This is a genomic window from Pseudomonas putida (genome assembly GCF_001941965.1).
GTDB classification, from domain to species: domain Bacteria; phylum Pseudomonadota; class Gammaproteobacteria; order Pseudomonadales; family Pseudomonadaceae; genus Aquipseudomonas; species Aquipseudomonas putida_L.
The window spans coordinates 87,577-106,627 of sequence record NZ_MKZO01000036.1 but is presented as its reverse complement, the minus strand read 5'-3'; the positions used below and the strand labels follow the sequence as shown (position 1 = coordinate 106,627).

19 protein-coding genes are annotated in these 19,051 nt (G+C 65.8%); 2 read left to right on the top strand and 17 right to left on the bottom strand.

The features are described 5' to 3' along the window. The first annotated feature begins 11 nt into the window (after positions 1-11). Together cbpA and PSEMO_RS20050 are read left to right on the top strand one after the other, a co-directional pair. Entirely contained in the window at positions 12-980 is a 969-nt protein-coding gene (cbpA, locus tag PSEMO_RS20055) for a curved DNA-binding protein (RefSeq protein ID WP_075804716.1), read from the top strand. Between the two features lie 2 nt (positions 981-982). Further along, on the top strand, positions 983-1,285 hold the full coding sequence (locus PSEMO_RS20050; protein ID WP_075804715.1) for a chaperone modulator CbpM: 303 nt from the start codon (positions 983-985) through the stop codon (positions 1,283-1,285). A gap of 103 nt (positions 1,286-1,388) precedes the next feature. Here PSEMO_RS20050 and PSEMO_RS20045 read toward each other — a convergent pair whose 3' ends face one another. From PSEMO_RS20045 to cbiE, 17 genes are all read right to left on the bottom strand, one after another. After that, entirely contained in the window at positions 1,389-1,910 is a 522-nt protein-coding gene (locus PSEMO_RS20045; RefSeq protein WP_075804714.1) for a GNAT family N-acetyltransferase, read from the bottom strand. A gap of 34 nt (positions 1,911-1,944) precedes the next feature. Then, positions 1,945-2,643, bottom strand: a complete 699-nt coding sequence (gene urtE, locus PSEMO_RS20040; RefSeq protein WP_075804713.1) for an urea ABC transporter ATP-binding subunit UrtE — start codon at positions 2,641-2,643, stop codon at positions 1,945-1,947. Positions 2,644-2,653: 10 nt separating this feature from the next. After that, positions 2,654-3,505: an urea ABC transporter ATP-binding protein UrtD gene (gene urtD, locus PSEMO_RS20035; protein ID WP_075804712.1), complete on the bottom strand. Its 852-nt coding sequence runs from the start codon at positions 3,503-3,505 to the stop codon at positions 2,654-2,656. Then, on the bottom strand, positions 3,502-4,581 hold the full coding sequence (urtC, locus tag PSEMO_RS20030) for an urea ABC transporter permease subunit UrtC (protein WP_075804711.1): 1,080 nt from the start codon (positions 4,579-4,581) through the stop codon (positions 3,502-3,504). The genes urtD and urtC overlap by 4 nt, the downstream gene beginning before the upstream one ends. Beyond that, positions 4,581-6,080, bottom strand: a complete 1,500-nt coding sequence (gene urtB / locus PSEMO_RS20025; RefSeq protein WP_075804710.1) for an urea ABC transporter permease subunit UrtB — start codon at positions 6,078-6,080, stop codon at positions 4,581-4,583. The genes urtC and urtB overlap by 1 nt, the downstream gene beginning before the upstream one ends. Before the next feature lie 135 nt (positions 6,081-6,215). Further along, on the bottom strand, positions 6,216-7,481 hold the full coding sequence (urtA, locus tag PSEMO_RS20020) for an urea ABC transporter substrate-binding protein (RefSeq protein ID WP_075804709.1): 1,266 nt from the start codon (positions 7,479-7,481) through the stop codon (positions 6,216-6,218). Between the two features lie 214 nt (positions 7,482-7,695). Beyond that, entirely contained in the window at positions 7,696-9,108 is a 1,413-nt protein-coding gene (cycA, locus tag PSEMO_RS20015) for a D-serine/D-alanine/glycine transporter (protein ID WP_075804708.1), read from the bottom strand. A 297-nt stretch (positions 9,109-9,405) separates the two neighbouring features. Beyond that, positions 9,406-10,773, bottom strand: coding sequence for a PepSY-associated TM helix domain-containing protein (locus PSEMO_RS20010; protein ID WP_075804707.1), 1,368 nt, complete (start codon positions 10,771-10,773; stop codon positions 9,406-9,408). A gap of 49 nt (positions 10,774-10,822) precedes the next feature. Next, a complete protein-coding gene (locus PSEMO_RS20005) occupies positions 10,823-12,901 on the bottom strand; it encodes a TonB-dependent copper receptor (RefSeq protein WP_075804706.1) in 2,079 nt (692 codons plus the stop codon). 82 nt (positions 12,902-12,983) lie between these two features. After that, on the bottom strand, positions 12,984-13,415 hold the full coding sequence (locus tag PSEMO_RS20000) for a DUF2946 domain-containing protein (RefSeq protein ID WP_075804705.1): 432 nt from the start codon (positions 13,413-13,415) through the stop codon (positions 12,984-12,986). 19 nt (positions 13,416-13,434) lie between these two features. After that, a complete protein-coding gene (locus PSEMO_RS19995; protein WP_075804704.1) occupies positions 13,435-13,908 on the bottom strand; it encodes a copper chaperone PCu(A)C in 474 nt (157 codons plus the stop codon). Between the two features lie 49 nt (positions 13,909-13,957). Continuing rightward, positions 13,958-14,344 (bottom strand): DUF2946 domain-containing protein, encoded by a 387-nt coding sequence (locus PSEMO_RS19990; RefSeq protein WP_075804703.1) that lies wholly within the window; start codon positions 14,342-14,344, stop codon positions 13,958-13,960. Positions 14,345-14,541: 197 nt separating this feature from the next. Continuing rightward, entirely contained in the window at positions 14,542-15,396 is an 855-nt protein-coding gene (locus PSEMO_RS19985; protein WP_075804702.1) for an SPFH domain-containing protein, read from the bottom strand. A gap of 40 nt (positions 15,397-15,436) precedes the next feature. Further along, positions 15,437-15,874, bottom strand: a complete 438-nt coding sequence (locus tag PSEMO_RS19980; protein ID WP_075804701.1) for an NfeD family protein — start codon at positions 15,872-15,874, stop codon at positions 15,437-15,439. 73 nt (positions 15,875-15,947) lie between these two features. Next, the gene (locus PSEMO_RS19975; RefSeq protein WP_075804700.1) at positions 15,948-16,679 is read right to left on the bottom strand and encodes a cobalt-precorrin-6A reductase; all 732 of its coding nucleotides are present in this window, start codon (positions 16,677-16,679) and stop codon (positions 15,948-15,950) included. Beyond that, positions 16,676-17,770, bottom strand: a complete 1,095-nt coding sequence (locus tag PSEMO_RS19970; RefSeq protein ID WP_075804699.1) for a cobalt-precorrin-5B (C(1))-methyltransferase — start codon at positions 17,768-17,770, stop codon at positions 16,676-16,678. The genes PSEMO_RS19975 and PSEMO_RS19970 overlap by 4 nt, the downstream gene beginning before the upstream one ends. Beyond that, positions 17,763-18,968 carry a precorrin-6y C5,15-methyltransferase (decarboxylating) subunit CbiE gene (cbiE, locus tag PSEMO_RS19965; protein ID WP_075804698.1) on the bottom strand — a complete coding sequence of 402 codons (1,206 nt, stop codon included), beginning with the start codon at positions 18,966-18,968 and terminating at the stop codon, positions 17,763-17,765. The genes PSEMO_RS19970 and cbiE overlap by 8 nt, the downstream gene beginning before the upstream one ends. Between the last annotated feature and the right edge of the window lie 83 nt (positions 18,969-19,051).

Sequence of the window (19,051 nt, the reverse complement as noted above, 5' to 3'; positions counted from 1 at the left end):
TGATTCCTTCGATGGATTTCAAAGACTATTACAAGATACTGGGCGTTGAGCCGACGGCGGACGACAAGGCGATCAAGACCGCCTACCGCAAGCTGGCCCGCAAGTATCACCCGGACGTCAGCAAAGAGCGTGACGCCGAAGACAAGTTCAAGGAGGCCAACGAGGCCTACGAAGTGCTGAGCAGCCCGGAAAAGCGCGCCGAGTACGACGAGATCCGCAAGTACGGCGGCCAGCACGGCCGGCCGTTCCAGGCCCCGCCCGGCTGGGAAAGCCGTGGCGGCGCCGGTGGCGGTGGCTTCGGCGGTGGTGGCGATTTCTCGGATTTCTTCAGTTCGATCTTCGGCTCGGCCGGTCGTGGCAACGGCAATCCGTTTGGCCGTGGTCAACAGCAGCGCAGTGCCGGTCGGCGGGGGCAGGACGTGGAAATGGAACTGGCGGTATTCCTCGAGGAAACCCTGGCCAACGAGTCGAAGAAGATCAGCTTCCAGGTGCCCCAGCACAACGCCATGGGCCAGCGCACCGGCGACACCACCAAGACCCTCAACGTCAAGATCCCTGCCGGGGTGACCGACGGCGAGCGCATCCGCCTCAAGGGCCAGGGCGCGCCGGGCGTGGGTGGCGGGGCGAATGGCGACCTGTACCTGATCATCCGCTTCGCACCGCACCCGCTGTTCGATGTTGAAGGCCATGACCTGATCATCACCGTGCCGCTGGCACCGTGGGAAGCGGCGCTGGGCACCAAGGTGGAAATGCCGACCCTGACCGGCAAGGTCAACCTGACCATCCGCCCGGACAGCCAGAGCGGCCAGCGCCTGCGGATCAAGGGTATGGGCCTGGCCAACAAGCAGGGCCAGCGTGGTGACCTGTATGCACAACTGAAGGTGGTGATGCCGGCGCAGTCGGATGCCGCCACCCGTGAACTGTGGAACAAACTGTCGGAGAAGGCCGGGTTCAACCCGCGAGCTCAATGGAGTAAGTGACCATGAGTAGCACCCTGATCGTTCAGCTGGATATGCGTACCTTGTGCCAGGAAGCCGATCTCACGGTGGACTGCGTGATGGAAATCGTCGAACACGGCATCGTTGAACCGTCAGGGCGAACACCGGAGGACTGGTTGTTCGATGACCGTTCGCCGGTGCTGGCCAAGCGTGCGGCGAGGCTGCATGCGGAGCTGGAGCTGGAATGGGAAGGAGTGGCCCTGGCGCTTGAGCTGCTGGAGGAAGTGCAGCAGTTGCGGAGCGAGAACGATATGTTGCGCCAGCGATTGGGGCGGTTTGTGCAGTGACCTTCAGGGCCTCATCGCTGGCAAGCCAGCTCCCACAGGTTTTGCGGTGCACGCGATCCCTGTGGGAGCTGGCTTGCCAGCGATGAGGCCCTGAAGAACACCATCAGTTGGGTGGTTGAGCCCCCGGATTCAACACCAACTGCATAAAGGTCAGATCCAGCCACCGCCCGAACTTCACCCCCACCTGCGGCATCTCCCCGGTCACCCGGAACCCCAACCTCTCATGCAGCCTGATCGAAGCCGCATTCCCGCTCTCGATCGCCGCGACCATCACATGCTTGCCACACTGGCGAGCCCGCTCGACCAGGGCCTCCATCAGCTTCGGCCCCAGTCCATGCCCACGCTGATCAGCCCGGATATACACCGAATGCTCCACGGTATGCCGAAACCCTTCGAAGGCCCGCCAGTCGCCGAACGAGGCATAGCCGGCCACGTCTCCCGCGTCGTCCACCGCAACGATGACCGGATAACCTTGCGCCTGCCGCCCGTCGAACCACACCTGCCGGTTGGCCAGGTCCACCGGCTGTTCGTTCCAGATCGCCGTGGTGTTGAGCACGGCGTCGTTGTAAATAGCGCGGATGCCCGGCAGATCGGCAGGCACGGCGTCGCGGAGGGTGTGAGGCATGGTGGTTATCCACAGGCTGGGGCAGGCCGCCAGATTAAATGGTTACCAGCCCGCGCACACCTTCGGCTTCCATGTTTTCGCCACGGCCCTGCTGGACGATCTCGCCCCGGGACATCACCAGGTACTGGTCGGCCAGTTCGGCGGCGAAGTCATAGAACTGCTCCACCAGCAGGATCGCCATATCGCCCCGGGCCGCGAGCTTGCTGATCACCGCGCCGATTTCCTTGATCACCGAGGGCTGGATGCCTTCGGTGGGCTCGTCGAGGATCAGCAGGCGCGGGCGGCTGGCCAAGGCCCGGCCGATGGCCAGCTGTTGCTGCTGGCCGCCGGAGAGGTCGCCGCCACGCCGGTGCTTCATCTGCAACAGCACCGGGAACAGCTCGTAGATGAACTCCGGCACCTTCTTCGCCTCGCTGGCGCCGAAGCGCGACAGGCCCATCAGCAGGTTTTCCTCGACGGTCAGGCGCGGGAAGATCTCGCGGCCCTGGGGCACATAGGCGATACCGGCGTGGACCCGCTGATGCGGTTTCAGTTGGGTAATGGACTGGCCTTCCCAACTGACACTGCCTTCCCGGGCTGGCACCAGGCCCATCAGGCAGCGCAGCAGGGTGGTCTTGCCCACGCCGTTGCGGCCGAGCAGGCAGGTGACTTCGCCAACCTTGGCCTCGAAGGACAGGCCGCGGAGGATATGGCTGCCGCCGTAGTACTGGTGCAGGGAATCGATTTTCAGCATGGTGTTTTCCTCATCGCCCCAGATAAACCTCGATCACCCGATCATCCGCCTGCACCTGTGCCAGCGAACCTTCCGCCAGCACACTGCCCTGGTGCAGCACGGTGACATGGTCGGCAATGCTGCCGACGAAGCCCATGTCATGCTCCACCACCATCAGCGAGTGCTTGCCGGCCAGGCTCTTGAACAGTTCGGCGGTGAACTCGGTCTCGGCATCGGTCATGCCCGCCACGGGCTCGTCGAGCAACAGCAATTGCGGGTCCTGCATCAGCAGCATGCCGATTTCTAGAAACTGCTTCTGCCCGTGGGACAGCAACCCCGCCGGGCGATTGCGCGAGGCTTCCAGGCGAATGGTATTCAGCACTTCATCGATCCGCGTGCGCTGCTCGCCGCTGAGCCGCGCACCGAGGCAGGCCCACACCGACTTGTCGGTCTTCTGCGCCAGCTCCAGGTTCTCGAACACCGTCAGCGCCTCGAACACCGTGGGCTTCTGGAACTTGCGGCCGATCCCGGCCTGGGCGATCTGCACTTCGCTCATGCGGGTCAGGTCGAGGGTGTCGCCGAACCAGGCCTTGCCGCTGGTGGGGCGGGTCTTGCCGGTGATCACGTCCATCATGGTGGTCTTGCCGGCGCCATTGGGGCCGATGATGCAGCGCAGCTCGCCGACGCCGATGTACAGGTTCAGGCCGTTGATGGCCTTGAACCCGTCGAAGCTGACGTTGATGTCTTCCAGGGTCAGCACCGTGCCGTGGCGGGCATCGAGGCCCGGGGAAGCCACCTGGCCGAGACCGATGGCGTCGCGGCCACTGCCCTCGTCAAGGATCGGCTCCAGCATGAATTCGGGATGGATCGACGGGAATCTCATTGTTCGCCCCTTTTCTTCAGCAGGCCGACCACGCCCTTGGGCAGGTACAGGGTGACCAGGATGAACAGTGCGCCGAGGAAGAACAGCCAGAACTCCGGGAACGCCACGGTGAACCAGCTCTTCATGCCATTGACCAGGCCGGCGCCGAGCAGCGGGCCGATCAGCGTGCCGCGTCCGCCAAGGGCGACCCACACGGCGGCTTCGATGGAGTTGGTCGGCGACATCTCGCTCGGGTTGATGATGCCCACCTGCGGCACGTATAGCGCCCCGGCCAGGCCGCAGAGCACGGCGCTCAAGACCCAGATGAACAGCTTGAAGCCACGCGGGTCGTAGCCGCAGAACATCAGGCGGTTCTCGGCGTCACGCAGCGCGGTCAGGACCCGGCCGAACTTGCTCTGCGCCAGGCGCCAGCCGATGAAAAGGCTGCCCACCAGCAGCGCCACGGTCAGCAGGAACAGCACCGCCCGGGTGCCCTGGGCAGTGATGTCGAAGCCCAGCAGGGTGCGGAAGTTGGTGAAGCCGTTGTTGCCGCCGAAGCCGGTTTCGTTGCGGAAGAACAGGAGCATCCCGGCGAAGGTCAGGGCCTGGGTCATGATCGAGAAATACACGCCCTTGATCCGCGAGCGGAAGGCGAAGTAGCCGAACACCAGGGCCAGCAGCCCCGGCGCCAGCACCACCAGGCACATGGCCCAGGCGAAATGCTGGGTGCCGGCCCAGTACCAGGGCAGTTCGCTCCACGACAGGAAGCTCATGAACGCCGGCAGACCATCGCCGGCGGCTTCGCGCATCAGGTACATGCCCATGGCGTAGCCGCCGAGGGCGAAGAACAGGCCATGGCCGAGGGACAGCAGGCCGGCGTAGCCCCAGACCAGGTCGAGGGCCAGGGCGACGATGGCGTAGCAGAGGATCTTGCCGACCAGGGTCAGGGTGTAGGCCGAGACCTGCAGGGCATGGCCGTCCGGCAGCAGCGAAAGCAGCGGCAGGGCGAGCAGGACCAGCAGGACGACGGCGCCGATGGCCAGGGACAGTTTCGGTCCGGCCTTTTGCGCGGCGGTGACAAGCAGTGGCTGGTTCATCAGTCGATTACCCGTCCCTTGAGGGCGAACAGGCCTTGCGGACGCTTCTGGATGAACAGAATGATCAGCGCAAGGATGAGGATCTTGCCGAGCACCGCACCGATCTGCGGTTCCAGCAGCTTGTTGGCGATGCCCAGGCCGAAGGCGGCCCAGAGGCTCCCGGCCAGTTGCCCGACGCCGCCGAGCACCACCACCAGGAAGGAGTCGATGATGTAGCTCTGGCCCAGGTCCGGGCCGACGTTGCCGATCTGGCTCAGGGCCACGCCGCCGAGGCCTGCGATACCGGAGCCGAGGCCGAAGGCGAGCATGTCGACCCGGCCGGTAGGCACGCCGCAGCAGGCGGCCATGTTGCGGTTCTGGGTCACGGCGCGCACGTTCAGGCCCAGGCGCGTGCGGTTGAGCAGCAGCCAGGTCAGCAACACCACGAACAGGGCGAAGCCGATGATCACGATGCGGCTCCACGGCAGGACCAGGTTCGGCAGCACCTGGATGCCGCCGGACAGCCAGGCCGGGTTGGCCACCTCGACGTTCTGCGCACCGAACACCAGGCGGATGGCCTGGATCAGGATCAGGCTGATGCCCCAGGTCGCGAGCAGGGTTTCCAGGGGGCGGCCATAGAGGTGGCGGATCACCGTGCGCTCCAGGGCCATGCCGACCCCGGCACTCACGGCGAAGGCCACCGGCAGGGCCAGCAACGGATAGAACTCCAGGGCGCCGGGGGCATAGCGCTGGACCATGATCTGCACCACATAGGTGGTGTAGGCGCCGAGCATCAGCATCTCGCCGTGGGCCATGTTGATCACCCCGAGCAGGCCGAAGGTGATGGCCAGGCCGAGGGCGGCGAGCAGCAGGATCGAACCGAGGGACAGGCCGCTGAAGGCCTGGCCGAGGATCTCGCCGACCAGCAGTTTGCGCTTGACCTGGGCCAGGCTGGTTTCCGCTGCGGTGCGTACCCCGGCGTCGCTTTCCACGGCCGGGTCGAGCAGCGCTTCGAGGCGGGTGCGGGCCATGGGGTCGCCGGTTTCGCCGAGCAGGCGCACGGCGGCGAGGCGAACCGAGGGTTCGCTGGCGGCCAGTTGCAGGTTGGCCAGGGCCAGGCCGAGGGCGGCGTGGACGTTGTCGTCCTTTTCCTGGGCGTACTGGCGGTCGAGGAAGGCGACCTGGGCCGGTTGCGCGCTCTTTTGCAGTTGCTGGGCGGCTTGCAGGCGGGTGGCCGGCTCGGCGCTGAGCAGTTGATGGCTGGCCAGGGCGTTGTCCACCAGGCCGCGCAGGCGGTTGTTCAGGCGCAGCTTGCGGCTGTCGTCGGGGCTGAGGCGGCCTTGCTGCAAGGACACGAGCAGGGTCAGCCGGGCAGGATCCGGTTGCGCCGCCCAGTCCTGGAGCAGGCGGGCCTGATCGTTGGGCTTGGCGGCGGCGAAGTATTCGGCTTCGCTGGCGTGCGCGGCGAAGGGCAGCAGCAGGCACAGGGAAAGCAGGAATCGGTAGAGGGCCTTGGGCATGGAGCGGGGTCCCTTTTCTGGTAGGGGGAGGTGCGGTGTTCTTCAGGGCCTCATCACTGGCAAGCCAGGTCCCACAGGTCCGGTGCATGCAGGACCCTGTGGGAGCTGGCTTGCCAGCGATTGGGCCTCAGGGGATCAATTGCCCTTCACGGCATAATCCGGCCGCTTGTCATTCCCCGGAATGAACGGGCTCCACGGCTGGGCCCGCAGTGGCTGCTCGGTTTCCCAGACCACGTTGAACTGCCCGTCATCCTGGATCTCGCCGATCATCACCGGCTTGTGCAGGTGGTGGTTGGTCTTGTCCATGGTCAGGGTGAAGCCCGACGGTGCCTTGAAGCTCTGCCCGGCCAGCGCTTCGCGGACCTTGTCGACATCGGTGCTGCCGGCCTTCTCCACGGCCTGCGCCCACATGTGGATGCCGACGTAGGTGGCTTCCATCGGGTCGTTGGTGACCGCCTTGTCGGCGCCCGGCAGGTTCTTCGCCTTGGCGTAGGCCTTCCAGTCGGAGACGAACTGGGTGTTCACCGGGTTCTCCACCGACTCGAAGTAGTTCCACGCGGCCAGGTGGCCCACCAGCGGCTTGGTGTCGATGCCGCGCAGTTCCTCTTCACCCACCGAGAACGCCACCACCGGTACGTCGGTGGCCTTCAGGCCCTGGTTGGCCAGTTCCTTGTAGAAGGGCACGTTGGAGTCGCCGTTGACCGTGGAGATGACCGCGGTCTTGCCGCCGGCGGAGAACTTCTTGATGTTGGCGACGATGGTCTGGTAATCGGCATGGCCGAACGGCGTGTAGACCTCTTCGATATCCTTGTCGGCCACGCCCTTGGAGTGCAGGAAGGCGCGCAGGATCTTGTTGGTGGTGCGCGGGTAGACGTAGTCGGTGCCCAGCAGGAAGTAGCGCTTGGCCGCGCCGCCTTCTTCGCTCATCAGGTATTCCACCGCCGGAATCGCCTGCTGGTTCGGCGCCGCACCGGTGTAGAACACGTTCGGCGACATCTCTTCACCTTCGTACTGCACCGGGTAGAACAGCAGGCCGTTGAGCTCCTCGAACACCGGCAGCACGGATTTGCGCGATACCGAGGTCCAGCAGCCGAACACCACCGCGACCTTGTCCTGGGTCAGCAACTGGCGGCTCTTCTCGGCGAACAGCGGCCAGTTCGAGGCCGGGTCGACCACCACCGGCTCCAGCAGCTTGCCATTGACCCCGCCCTTGGCGTTGATCTGGTCGATGGTCATCAGCGCCATGTCTTTCAGCGAGGTCTCGGAAATCGCCATGGTCCCGGACAGGGAGTGCAGGATGCCGACCTTGATGGTTTCGGCGGCCTGGATGGTCCAGCTCAGGCCCATCGCGGCGATGGATGCACTGAGGGTAAAGGCCTTGATCAGACTGCGACGCTTCATGGGTGCTCTCTCCGTTGAGTTCGTATTTGGCGATAAGGCAAATGGCGACTGCGCGGATAGAGCGATAGCAAGGGCTATGCCGGATTGTGTACAGGCTCTGGAACAGGGGTTTCAGCGGATTGTGCGGGCAAGATGCACCGCCCTGGAGCCCAAGGCGGTGGCACGGTGCAGGCCATTGCGCCCAGATGGTGCGCAATAGCCAGCAAGGGAAGGATCAACCGCGGGGAGCGTTGACCTGGCCGCGTGGATGACGGCGGCTACGGACGAACTGGTAGGTCACGGTGAGGATCAGGAACCAGATCGGGGTGACCATCAGCGCCTGGCGGGTGTCGGTCTCGAAGCTCAGCAGCACCAGGATGAAGGCGAAGAAGACCAGGCAGGCCCAGCACATGAAGCGTCCGCCGGGCATCTTGTACTTCGACCTGGCGTGCAGTTCGGGGCGTTGCTTGCGGTAGTTCAGCCACGACAGCAGGATCAGCGACCAGACGAACATGAACAGCACCGCCGACACCGTGGTGACCAGGGTGAAGGCCTCCATCAGGTCCGGGATCAGGTACATCAGCGCCGCGCCCAGCAGCAGGCAGGTGCAGGAGAAGTACAGGCCGTTGGCCGGCACGTCGCGGTTCGACAGCTTCTCGAAGGCCTTCGGTGCGTCGCCTTCCTGGGCCAGGCCGAAGAGCATGCGGCTGGTGGAGAACACGCCGCTGTTGGCCGACGAGGCGGCCGAGGTCAGCACCACGAAGTTGATCACGGCCGCCGCTGCCGGCAGGCCGGCGAGAATGAACAGCTCGACGAACGGGCTCTTGTTCGGCACCACGTCGCGCCATGGGGTGACGGCCATGATCGCGATCAGGGCGAACACGTAGAACATGATGATGCGCAGCGGGATCGAGTTGATCGCCCGCGGCAGGGTGCGTTCCGGGTCCTTGGCTTCGGCAGCGGTGGTACCGACCAGCTCGATGCCGACGAAGGCGAACACGGCGATCTGGAAGCCGGCGAAGAAGCCCATCAGGCCATGGGGGAACATGCCCCCGTCATTCCACAGGTTGCCCAGGCTGGCGGTATCGCCGTTGGGCGACTGGAAGCCGGTGGTCATCATGTACAGGCCGGTGCCGATCAGGCCGACGATGGCGACGATCTTGATCATCGCGAACCAGAACTCGATCTCGCCGAACAGCTTCACGGTGATCAGGTTCAGCGACAGCAGCACGCCGACGCACATGATCGCCGGCACCCACTGCGGCAGGTCGGGGAACCAGAATTGCGAATAGCCGGCGATGGCGATCACATCGGCGATGCCGGTGACGATCCAGCAGAACCAGTAGGTCCAGCCCGTGAAATACCCGGCCCAGGGCCCGAGCAGGTCGGCGGAGAAATCGATGAAGGATTTGTAGTTGAGGTTCGACAGCAGCAGCTCGCCCATCGCCCGCATGACGAAGAACAGCATGAAACCGATGATCATGTAGACGAAGATGATCGAAGGTCCGGCCAGACTGATGGTCTTGCCCGAGCCCATGAACAGACCGGTGCCGATGGCCCCGCCGATGGCAATCAACTGGATGTGTCGATTGGTCAGGTTGCGTTGCAGGTGATGTTCCTGCCCGTCCTTAGTAATGTCTTGATTCATTGCATGCATTCCATAAATCGCAGTCTTCTTGTATGTGAAGCGGCGGCTAGGCTACCACGCTCGCTTGCGGGGTAGACGCGACAAGATGACTCGACTTTAGGGGGATGCCTGCAAGGGAAAGCGAAAGGGACTACATGTGAGGCTTTAGTTTTCGCTTGGATAGTGCTGGACAGGCCGCCGCACTGAAGAGCGCCGCGCACCCTGTGGGAGCTGGCTTGCCAGCGATAGCGGTAGTGAATTCACCATTGCAATCGCTGGCAAGCCAGCTCCCACAGGGGCCGTGGTGCTTCCAAGAGATCAGGCCCTGGCTACCAGCAGGCGCTTGCCGAACACCCGGTCCAGCCCCCACACCACCAGCATCGACAGCCCCACCAGCGGGAACGCCACGCCCAGCACAATCATCACCACCGTGGCGGTCTTCCAGCGCGGCAGATCGTGGCGCAGCGGCGGAACACCCAGGCCACCTTCCGGCCGACGCTTCCACCACATGACCAGCCCGCTCACCGAGCCGAGCAGCACCATCAGGCAGATCAGCAGAATCAGCATCTGGTTCAGCCAACCGAACATCTTGCCCTCATGCAGCATCACCCCCAGCTCCGTGGCCCGCGCTACCGTGCTGTAGTCCTGCCAGCGCACATCCACCAGGACCTTCCCGGTGTACTGGTCGATATGCAGGGTCGCATCGTTACGCGGATCATCGGCGAACACGGCGATGGTGAACACGCCGCTGGCGGTGGTCGGCAAGGTGATGCTGTAGCCCGGCTCGACCCCGCGCCCGGTGGCGATGTCCTCGACTTTCTGCAGGCTGACCTCCGGCGCCGCCGGGCCGCTGTCCATGTGCATATGGCCCTGGTGCTCGGCATGCGCGCCGCTGGACTGCGGCATCGGCGTGTTTTCCACCGCCCACGGCACGGTCTGCCGCGCAGCGGTGTTGAGCGTGCGGGCTTCCTGGTCGGACTGCGGCACGTCATTCCACATCGCCGCCGGGAAGCGGTTCCACAGGTCGGCGTACTGCTTGCCCCAGAACCCGGTCCAGGTCATGCCGCTGAGCAGCATCAGCAACAGGACCAGCGATCCCCAAAAGCCACTGACCGCATGCAGATCCCGCCACAGCACCCGCCCGCGGGCAGTCATCCGCGGCCAGAACACCCCGGCGAAACGCCCGCCCCGCGGCCACCAGAGATACAGGCCGGACACCACCAGGACGATGCCCCAGCCCGCCGCCAGTTCCACCACGCGGTCACCGACGGTGCCGACCATCAATTCGCCGTGCAGGGCCCGGGCCACGGCTTGCAGGTTGCTCTTGGCATCCTGGTCGCCCAGCACCTTGCCGTTGTACGGGTCGACGAACACGTTCAGCTCCTGCCCGTCGCGCTTGACCACGAACTGCGCGCTGCGGTCCGCCGCCGGCGCCGGCAGGTACTGGCTGACCTGTCCGCCCGGATACGCCTCCTGCACCAGGTGCATCAGGTGGTCCGCCGGGTGCTTGTGATGCGCGGCCTCGACCACCATCAGCGAGCGGTACATCAGCGGGTCCAGCTGCGGCTTGAACAGGTAGATGATTCCGGTAATGGCCAGCAGGATCATCACCGGCGCGACGAACAGCCCGGCATAGAAGTGCCAGCGCCACGCCAGGTTGTAGAAGGAAAACGATGGCTTGCTCATGGAGCGCTCCCGAATGAGGGGCGCGGCACGCGGCCGCGCCCGGGCTGGATCAGAAACTCAGGTCGACCTTGGTCCAGAAGGTGCGTCCCGGCTCGTTCACCGTTTCCGTGCCGGAGTAGCCGAAGCCGGCGTTGCCCGCCAGGTTCAGGTGCTCGGCGTAGGCCTTGTCGAACAGGTTGTCGACGCCGGCACTGAGCTTGAGGTGCTTGCTCACGCGGTACGCGCCGTTGAGCGAGAACACGCCGAAGCCGGCGGACTTGTCGAAGTCCTTGCCGACGATGTTGCCGTAGTTCTCCGACACCCGGTTCTGCGCCGAGACCAGGCGCCACAAGGCGCCGGCGCTCCAGTCGCTTTCGCTGTAGGTCAGGCCGAGGCGGCTTTCCAGCGGCGGCATCTGCGGCAAGGCCGAACCGTCGCTGCTGTTCTTGCCCCAGGCATAGGCGAGGGTGGCGTCGGCCTTCCAGTTGGACGTCAGCTGGTAGGCCACGCCCATTTCGCCGCCCATGATCCGCGCGTCGATATTGTCGGCGCGGGACACATTGGCGCCGCCACGGTAGTCATAAAGAATGTAGTCGCGAACCTGGCCGACGTAGCCCGAGGCCCAGGCTTCCAGGGTCTCGGTCTTGTACTGGATGCCGAAGTCCAGCTGGGTGGTCTTCTCCGGCTTGATCGAGTCGAAGGCGTTGACCGAGCCCAGCGGGCCTGAGCTCGGCGAGAACAGCTCCCAGTAGTCCGGGAAGCGCTGGGCGTGACCCAGGCCGACGTAGGTGGTAGCGGGGATGTCGACCAGGTCGTGCTCGTAGCGCACGAAGCCGCTGGGCAGGGTGTCGGCGCGGGTCTCGCCGGCGGTGGGGTTGGGCATGCTCATCATGCCCGAGCCGATGCGCTGGCGAAAATCCTTGGCCGTGGCGCGATCCAGGCGAGCACCGCTGATGAGGCGGTCCTGGCTGTCCAGCTCCCAGGTCAGTTCGCCGAACACGCCGTAGTTGTGGAAGTCGGCGTCCTTGGTCCAGGGCTGGTTGCCGTAGGTGTTGACGCCCATGCCCATGCGCTGGCGGTGTTCATTGGTTTGCGCGTCGATGCCGCTGACCAGGGTCACATCTTCCCAGCGCCAGGTGCCCTTGATTCGCGCCCCCAGGGTGCGGCGGTCGACGTTGCTGGCCATGGGGCCGGCCATCATCCCGGTGCCGGACGGCGTGCGCAGGCTGTAGTTGTCCATCACGTGGTCGGCGTAGTTGTAGTAGACCTGAGCCTCGAGCTTGTCGAAGACCTCGCCGATATTGGATTTCTCGAAGCGCAGGCCGAGGCTTTCGCGCTTGAACTGCGAGCCGTCCATGCCGCGCCCGGCGTAACGAGCCTCGCCGTCGCCACGGCCAGCGGTGAGTTCCAGCAGGGTGTCGCTGTCCGGGGTCCAGCCGATGGCGACATCGCCGTTCCACTTGTCCCACTTCGACGGCACGGTGTCGCCGTTGCCGTCCTTGTAATCATCGGAACGCGACTGGTTGCCGACGAAGCGCATATAGCCTTCCTGGCCACCTGCCGCCGCATCCAGCACCTTGTCGAAGCGCCCGTTGGAACCGGCCAGCAGGCTGGCGTTGACCCGTGTGCCGAGCTCGCCGAACTTCTCCGGCTCGCGCTCGAAAAGGATGGTCCCGGCCGATGCGCCCGGGCCCCATTGCACGGTTTGCGGGCCCTTGATCACGGTGAGGCGGTCGTAGGTTTCCGGGGAGATATAGGAGGTCGGCGCGTCCATGCGGTTCGGGCAGGCGCCGAGCATCACGCCGCCATTGGTGAGGATGTTCAGGCGCGAGCCGAACATGCCGCGCAGCACCGGGTCGCCGTTGGTGCCGCCGGAGCGGATCGCCGAGAAACCGGGGATGGTTTTCAGGTAATCGGCGCCATCACTGGCCGGGATCGGCTGGCGCGGGTCCTTGGGGTTGGTGACGATGGTCAGTGGCGAGCTGGGCGCGACGGCGGTGATCACCGTCGGGCTGAGTTCGGCTGGGTCATGCTCATGGCCTTCGTGGCCGGGTTCCGCGGCCAGGGCGACCGGGGCCAGCAGGCTGCCGCAAAGCAGTGCAATGGTCCCGCGCAGGGACAAACGATAGACAGGGGTGGAGCTGGACATAGGGTTTCCAACATCGATCGGTCATGAAGGTGCACGCGGGCACGGCAGGCTGCCGTCCGCGAAGCACGTTGTTGTCAGGTGGTCAGGCGATCGATGGGGAAGGCGGGGCGCGGCTGCGGGCGCCGGGGAAGAAGGCCTGGCGCGGGTGGCCGTGGCGGGGCTGGATGACCAGGCGGTTGCTGGTCGCGAGGATTTCGCTGTTGAGCGGGCTGAGTTGCTGCGGCAGGGCCGGGCAGTGGAAGAACAGGCTGCAATAGCCGCACTTCTCCCACATCACATGCAGCGAGGCATCGCCGCCGTGGTGGCCGTCGCCGTGGTGCCCGCCGTCCATGTGCATGCCCGCGGCCATGTCCATGTCCATGGGCATGGAAGAGCCGTGCTGCATCGGCATCGACTGGGAAACCAGCGGTCCGATGAACATCATCAGCATGGCGAACAGGCTCAGCCAGCCAGCGCGTTTGCTCCTGGTATCAGGGCGCGGTGGCCGGTGCCGTTCGGTCCGGGCGAGGCTCATGGCGAGCAGCGTTCAGCGATCAGTGCTGGTGGGCGGAGGTCCCTTCAGGTGGCTGCTTCTGCACCGCAACCTCAACGGTGACGTCACCGGCTTTCTCGAAGTGCAGGGTCAGCGGGAAGCGCTTGCCGTCGGTCAGCAGGCTGCGGTCCTTGGGCTGCATGATCATCACGTGGTAGGCGCTGGGGCTGAAGGTCACCTGGCCGTGGGCCGGCACGGCGACATTGGGTACCTGCTGCATGCGCATCACATCGCCGTTCATCACGTGTTCATGCAGCTCGGAACGGTCGCTGATCGGGGTCTCGACGCTGAGCAGGCGGTCGGCCTCGGCGCCTTTGTTGTCGATGATGAAGTAGGCCGCGACGTTGGGGGCGTTCGGCGGCAATTCCAGGGACCACGGGTGGGCGATATGCAGGTTGCCGGCGTTGTATTCGTGGGCAGTGGCGAAACCGGCAGGCAGCAGCAGGGCGGCCAGCAGCAGGGCGTTCTTGAACATGGGGTGTCTCCAGTCGATTCGGATTGTGCGCGTTAAGAGCGTAGGTGAATCAGACCGAAGGGGAGGCGCGGGGATTGAGCGCAGGCCAGCGTTCGCGGGGTGTCGGCTGGGCGGGGGGGAGTGCATCGAGGGCGCTGGCCAGGGCATGTTCGGGCAGCGTCAGTTGTGCGGGTGTGCCGGGCAGGGCCAGGGCGGGGGCGGAACCGGAACAGCACCAGCAATGCTGCATGACGGCGTGGTCGTCGTTGCTCTGGCTGGGGTCGAGTTGGCCGATGGAGATGGCGACCAGCTTGGTGCCGCCGGTGGAGCAGAACGCCCCCCACAACAGTTGCTCGGCAGGGGCCTTGGCGGCGGACGCGGACAACGGCATGGCCAGCAGATTGAACAGCACTGCGAAGCAGGCGATCCAGGCGTAGGCAAGCCGGTGTGCGGGCATGGGTTGATCCGGTGGGATTTGGATGCTGGCTATTTAGCCAGAAGATCGGGGGGAAGTAAAAAATGGGGGTGCGATGAAGTGCCGCACTTTGCTGTGGACCTTGAGGGCCTCATCGCTGGCAAGCCAGCTTCCACAGGTCTCGCGTGCACCGCAAAACCCTGTGGGAGCTGGCTTGCCAGCGATAGGGCTCTCAGCCTTCAGGATTTGGTCCGGCCGAGCATCCCTCTCACAGCCTCCTGCAGATCCGCCGGCAGCACCACCATCTTGGCGTTGTCGCTCGCCGCCAGGTTCTCCATGGCATTGATGTAGCGCTCACCCAGCAGATACATGGCCGGCGTCACATCGGTGCCCACCGCATTCTTCACCAGGGTGATGGCCTGGGCCGAAGCTTCCGCCAGGTTCACCTGGGCTGCCGCATCGAGCTTGGCCGATTCCTGGCGGGCCTGGGCTTCGAGGATCGCCGCCTGCTTGGCACCCTCGGCACGGGTCACGTCGGCTTTCCGCTCACGCTCGGCAGCCGCCTGGCGCTCCATTGCCGTCTGCATGCTGGGCGACGGCTTGATGTCCTGGATTTCCACCGAACGCACGGTGATACCCCAGTCCTCGGTCTGTTCCGACATGGCCTCACGCAACCGCGCCTTGATCTGTTCGCGGCTGGACAGCGCTTCGTCCAGGTCCATCGCACCGACGATGGCACGCAGCGAGGTCATGGTCAGGCTGGTCACCGCGTAGGCATAGTTGACCACGCCGTAGGAGGCTTTCTGCGGGTCCACCACCTTGGCAAAACAGAGGGCGTTGGCGACGATCACCGCGTTGTCGCGGGTGATGATTTCCTGCTGCTGCACGTCGAGGATGATGTCCTTGGTCGGCAGGCGGTAGGCGACCACGTCCATGTACGGGACCAGGATGTTCAGGCCCGGCTTGAGGGTGGTGTGGTAGCGGCCCAGGCGCTCGACCACCCATTCCTCGCCCTGGGGCACGATGCGTACGCCCTTGAACACGGTGACAAGCACGAACAGGGCGATGGTTGCGGTAATGATCAGACTGGTCATGTCGTTTCTCTCTCCTTTGATGATGTCCTGAACCCCGTGTTCAGGCCTTGGCGACCCTTACGGTGTTGCCTTCGATGGCGACGATGCGCACCCGCTCGCCGGCCGCGATGTCGGCATTGGCGATGCAGGTCCATTCCTCGTTGCCGAGGATCGGTTTCTGGAAGCGCACGCGGCCTTTCTGGAACTCCGACACCGCGACGGTGAGCAGGCCGACTTCGCCGATCACTTCGTCGGCGGTCCAGCGCTTGTCGGCCTGGCGCGGCTTGAACACCTTGAACCACAGGGCCACGGTCAGTGACGACAGCACCACCCAGATGATCAGCTCGCTGGCCAGGGACAGCCCCGGCACCAGCCCGGCGATGACCCCTACGGCCACCGCGCCGATGCCGAACCAGATGATGAAGAAGGTGGGCAGCACCAGTTCCAGCAGGATCAGGCCGAAGCCCAGCACCAGCCAGATCCACCATTGCAGTTCCATAGTCCGCAGCCTTGCGTTGTGAGGGGATACGGCATTGGAAACGCTTGCCCGGGGATTGGCAAGCACCGGGCAATTACAGCAAGTGTTCTGCGCTCAGCGCTGCCAGCAGGCTGGCCGGGTCGGGGAACTGCCGGTCGACGTCCGGGAGGGGCGGGCGGGCAAGGATCAGCACCGGGATGCCGCGCTCCCGGGCCACCTGCAGCTTGGGTTCGGTGGCGCCGCTGCCGCTGTTCTTGCTGATCAGCACATCGATCTGGCGGCGCTCGAACAGTGCTCGCTCGTCTTCGAGAAGGAAGGGACCTCGCGCGCCGATCACCTCGCAGCGCTCGTTGCCGGGGCAGGCGTCGAGGGCGCGCAGGGTCCAGAACTGCCCAGGCGGGATTTCGTCGAGATGTTGCAGGGGTTCGCGACCGAGGGTGAACAGCGGGCGGCGGAAGGGGCGCACGGCCTCGATCAGCCCGGCCCAGTCGTGCACGTCGTGCCAGTCGTCCCCGGGCTGTGCTTCCCAGGCCGGTCGGCGCAGGGCCCAGCAGGGAATGCCGGCCAGGGTTGCCGCCCGGGCGGCATTGGCGCTGATCTGCGCGGCGTAAGGGTGAGTCGCGTCGATCAGCAGATCGATGCCTTCGCTGTGCAGGTACTCCGCCAGCCCTTCGGCCCCGCCAAATCCGCCGACCCGCACCTGGCAGGCCAGGTCATCCGGCACCCGGCCGATCCCGGCGAGGCTGTAGACATGCTGCGGCCCCAACTGCCGGGCGATCCGCAGCGCCTCGGCCACGCCACCCAGCAACAGCACCCGCCGGTTCATTGCACACCCGCCTTGCCGACGATCCCGCCCTGGCGGTCGATGGCGAACACTTCCACTGCAACCTGCCCCGGCACCACGCTGCGGGCGAAGGCCAGGGCGTGGGCGCACACCGCATCGCCCAGCGGCACCCCGGCGGCATGGGCGAGAGCCAGGGCCTGCTGGCTGGTATTGGCCTGGATGATTGCGCGCTGCAACCCGGCATCGGCGCCGACCGCCGCCGCCCATTCGGCCAGTTGCGGCAGGTCGATGCTGGAATGCCGGCTGTGCAGGTCCATATGCCCGGCGGCCAGCTTGCTGATCTTGCCGAAGCCGCCGCACAGGCTGAGGCGTGCCACCGGCACCTTGCGCAGGTGCTTGAGCACCGCGCCGACGAAGTCGCCCATCTCGATCAGGGCGATCTCCGGGAGGTTGTAGACCCGGCGCATGGTGTCCTCGCTGGCGTTGCCGGTGCAGGCGGCGATGTGTTCGTAGCCGTTGGTCTTGGCCACATCGATGCCCTGGTGGATCGAGGCGATATAGGCCGAGCAGGAAAACGGCCGGACGATGCCGCTGGTGCCGAGGATCGACAGCCCGCCGAGGATGCCCAGGCGCGGGTTCATGGTCTTCAGGGCCAGGCTTTCGCCGTCCTGCACGTTGACCGTGACTTCGAAGCCGCCTGCATAGCCGCAATCTGCGGCAAGTTGGGTCAGGTGCTCGCTCATCATCCGCCGCGGCACCGGATTGATCGCCGGTTCGCCCACCGCCAGGACCAGGCCGGGCCGGGTCACGGTGCCGACGCCTTGCCCGGCGATGAAGCGCACGCCGGGCTCCGCGATCAGGCGCACGCGACTGTAGAGCAGGGCGCCGTGGGTCACGTCCGGGTCGTCGCCGGCGTCCTTCAGGGTGCCGGCCTCGGCGCCGTCTTCATGCAGGCGGCAGAACTCCAGGCGCATCTGCACCTGCTTGCCTTTGGGCAGGGTGATATCCACCGCGTCATGGGCCTGCCCGGTCAGCAGCAGGCGCGCCGCCGCAAGGCTGGTGGCGGTGGCGCAACTGCCGGTGGTCAGGCCGCTGCGCAGCGGGGCCGGCTGTTCGGCGCTTTCCTCACGCATCCTTGAGCGCTTCGAGCAGGGTAATCGGCAGGGCCTGGCGCCAGGTGTCGAAAGCGCCGAGAGGCTGGGCCTGGGCGACATGGATGCGGGTCAGCTCGCCGCCGTGGCGCTGGCGCCAGTCCATCAGGCGCACTTCGCTTTGCAGGGTCACGGCGTTAGCCACCAGGCGACCGCCCGGGCGCAGTTGCGCCCAGCAATGCTCCAGCACGCCGGGAATGGTCACGCCGCCACCGATGAAGATCGCGTCCGGCGGCTCCAGCCCCTGCAATGCCTCCGGCGCACGGCCACGGATCAGTTGCAGGCCGGGCACGCCGAGGGCGTCGCGATTGAGTTCGATCAGTTGCTGGCGCCCCTCGTCGGCCTCGATCGCCAGCGCCCGGCACGACGGATGGGCGCGCATCCACTCGATACCGATGGAGCCGCTGCCGGCGCCTACATCCCAGAGCAGCTCGCCCGGACGCGGGGCCAGGCGGGCGAGGGTGATGGCGCGGACATCGCGCTTGGTGATCTGGCCGTCATGCCGGAAGGCACTGTCCGGCAACCCGGCCAGCGGCGACAGGAGCGGCGCGTTGGCATCGGCTACGCACTCGATGGCGAGCAGGTTGAGGTCGGCGACCGCCTCGTGGTTCCAGTCATTGGCGCTGCCCTGCACCTGGCGTTCAGCAGGGCCGCCCAGGTGTTCCAGCACGGTCATCCGGCTCGGCCCGAAACCCCGCTCGCGCAGCAGCGCGGCGATGGCGGCGGGGCTGCGGCCATCGTTGCACAGCACCAGCAGGCGCTGGCCGCTGTACAGATGGGCGTTCAGCCGGGCGAGGGGACGGGCGACCACCGAGACGATCACTACCTCCTGCAACGGCCAGCCCAGGCGTGCGGCGGCAAGGGCGCAGGAGGATGGCGCGCAGATCACGTTCAGCTCGGCGGCCGGCACCTGCCGCGCCAGACTGGCGCCGACGCCGTAGAACATCGGATCGCCGCTGGCCAGCACGCACACCGGCTCGCCGCGCAAGGCCAGGACCTGGGCCAGGGAGAACGGGCTGGGCCAGGCCAGGCGCTCGGCTTTCAGGCAGTGCGGCAGCAGTTCCAGCTGACGCGGGCTGCCGAACACCTTCGCCGACCCCAGCAGCGCCCGTCGGGCCTGCTTGCCGAGGCCGCTGAAGCCGTCTTCGCCGATTCCTACTATGGTCAACCAGGGCGCCATGCCGTTCCTCTTTTCCGGGGCAATCCGACCGGCAGGCTTGGCCCGCCGCCGGGCAAAGCAGGCATAATACCGCGCCTTCCGGC

What these genes read in the sequence shown, in the direction of transcription:
- PSEMO_RS20045 (WP_075804714.1), bottom strand. Translation starts at nt 1,910, where the DNA reads ATGCCTCACACCCTCCGCGACGCCGTGCCTGCCGATCTGCCGGGCATC.
- urtD (WP_075804712.1), bottom strand. Translation starts at nt 3,505, where the DNA reads ATGAGATTCCCGTCGATCCATCCCGAATTCATGCTGGAGCCGATCCTT.
- cbpA (WP_075804716.1), top strand. Translation starts at nt 12, where the DNA reads ATGGATTTCAAAGACTATTACAAGATACTGGGCGTTGAGCCGACGGCG.
- PSEMO_RS20000 (WP_075804705.1), bottom strand. Translation starts at nt 13,415, where the DNA reads ATGAGCCTCGCCCGGACCGAACGGCACCGGCCACCGCGCCCTGATACC.
- PSEMO_RS19970 (WP_075804699.1), bottom strand. Translation starts at nt 17,770, where the DNA reads ATGCGTGAGGAAAGCGCCGAACAGCCGGCCCCGCTGCGCAGCGGCCTG.
- PSEMO_RS19990 (WP_075804703.1), bottom strand. Translation starts at nt 14,344, where the DNA reads ATGCCCGCACACCGGCTTGCCTACGCCTGGATCGCCTGCTTCGCAGTG.
- cbiE (WP_075804698.1), bottom strand. Translation starts at nt 18,968, where the DNA reads ATGGCGCCCTGGTTGACCATAGTAGGAATCGGCGAAGACGGCTTCAGC.
- urtB (WP_075804710.1), bottom strand. Translation starts at nt 6,080, where the DNA reads ATGCCCAAGGCCCTCTACCGATTCCTGCTTTCCCTGTGCCTGCTGCTG.
- PSEMO_RS20010 (WP_075804707.1), bottom strand. Translation starts at nt 10,773, where the DNA reads ATGAGCAAGCCATCGTTTTCCTTCTACAACCTGGCGTGGCGCTGGCAC.
- cycA (WP_075804708.1), bottom strand. Translation starts at nt 9,108, where the DNA reads ATGAATCAAGACATTACTAAGGACGGGCAGGAACATCACCTGCAACGC.
- urtA (WP_075804709.1), bottom strand. Translation starts at nt 7,481, where the DNA reads ATGAAGCGTCGCAGTCTGATCAAGGCCTTTACCCTCAGTGCATCCATC.
- PSEMO_RS19975 (WP_075804700.1), bottom strand. Translation starts at nt 16,679, where the DNA reads ATGAACCGGCGGGTGCTGTTGCTGGGTGGCGTGGCCGAGGCGCTGCGG.
- PSEMO_RS19985 (WP_075804702.1), bottom strand. Translation starts at nt 15,396, where the DNA reads ATGACCAGTCTGATCATTACCGCAACCATCGCCCTGTTCGTGCTTGTC.
- PSEMO_RS20050 (WP_075804715.1), top strand. Translation starts at nt 983, where the DNA reads ATGAGTAGCACCCTGATCGTTCAGCTGGATATGCGTACCTTGTGCCAG.
- urtC (WP_075804711.1), bottom strand. Translation starts at nt 4,581, where the DNA reads ATGAACCAGCCACTGCTTGTCACCGCCGCGCAAAAGGCCGGACCGAAA.
- PSEMO_RS19995 (WP_075804704.1), bottom strand. Translation starts at nt 13,908, where the DNA reads ATGTTCAAGAACGCCCTGCTGCTGGCCGCCCTGCTGCTGCCTGCCGGT.
- PSEMO_RS20005 (WP_075804706.1), bottom strand. Translation starts at nt 12,901, where the DNA reads ATGTCCAGCTCCACCCCTGTCTATCGTTTGTCCCTGCGCGGGACCATT.
- urtE (WP_075804713.1), bottom strand. Translation starts at nt 2,643, where the DNA reads ATGCTGAAAATCGATTCCCTGCACCAGTACTACGGCGGCAGCCATATC.
- PSEMO_RS19980 (WP_075804701.1), bottom strand. Translation starts at nt 15,874, where the DNA reads ATGGAACTGCAATGGTGGATCTGGCTGGTGCTGGGCTTCGGCCTGATC.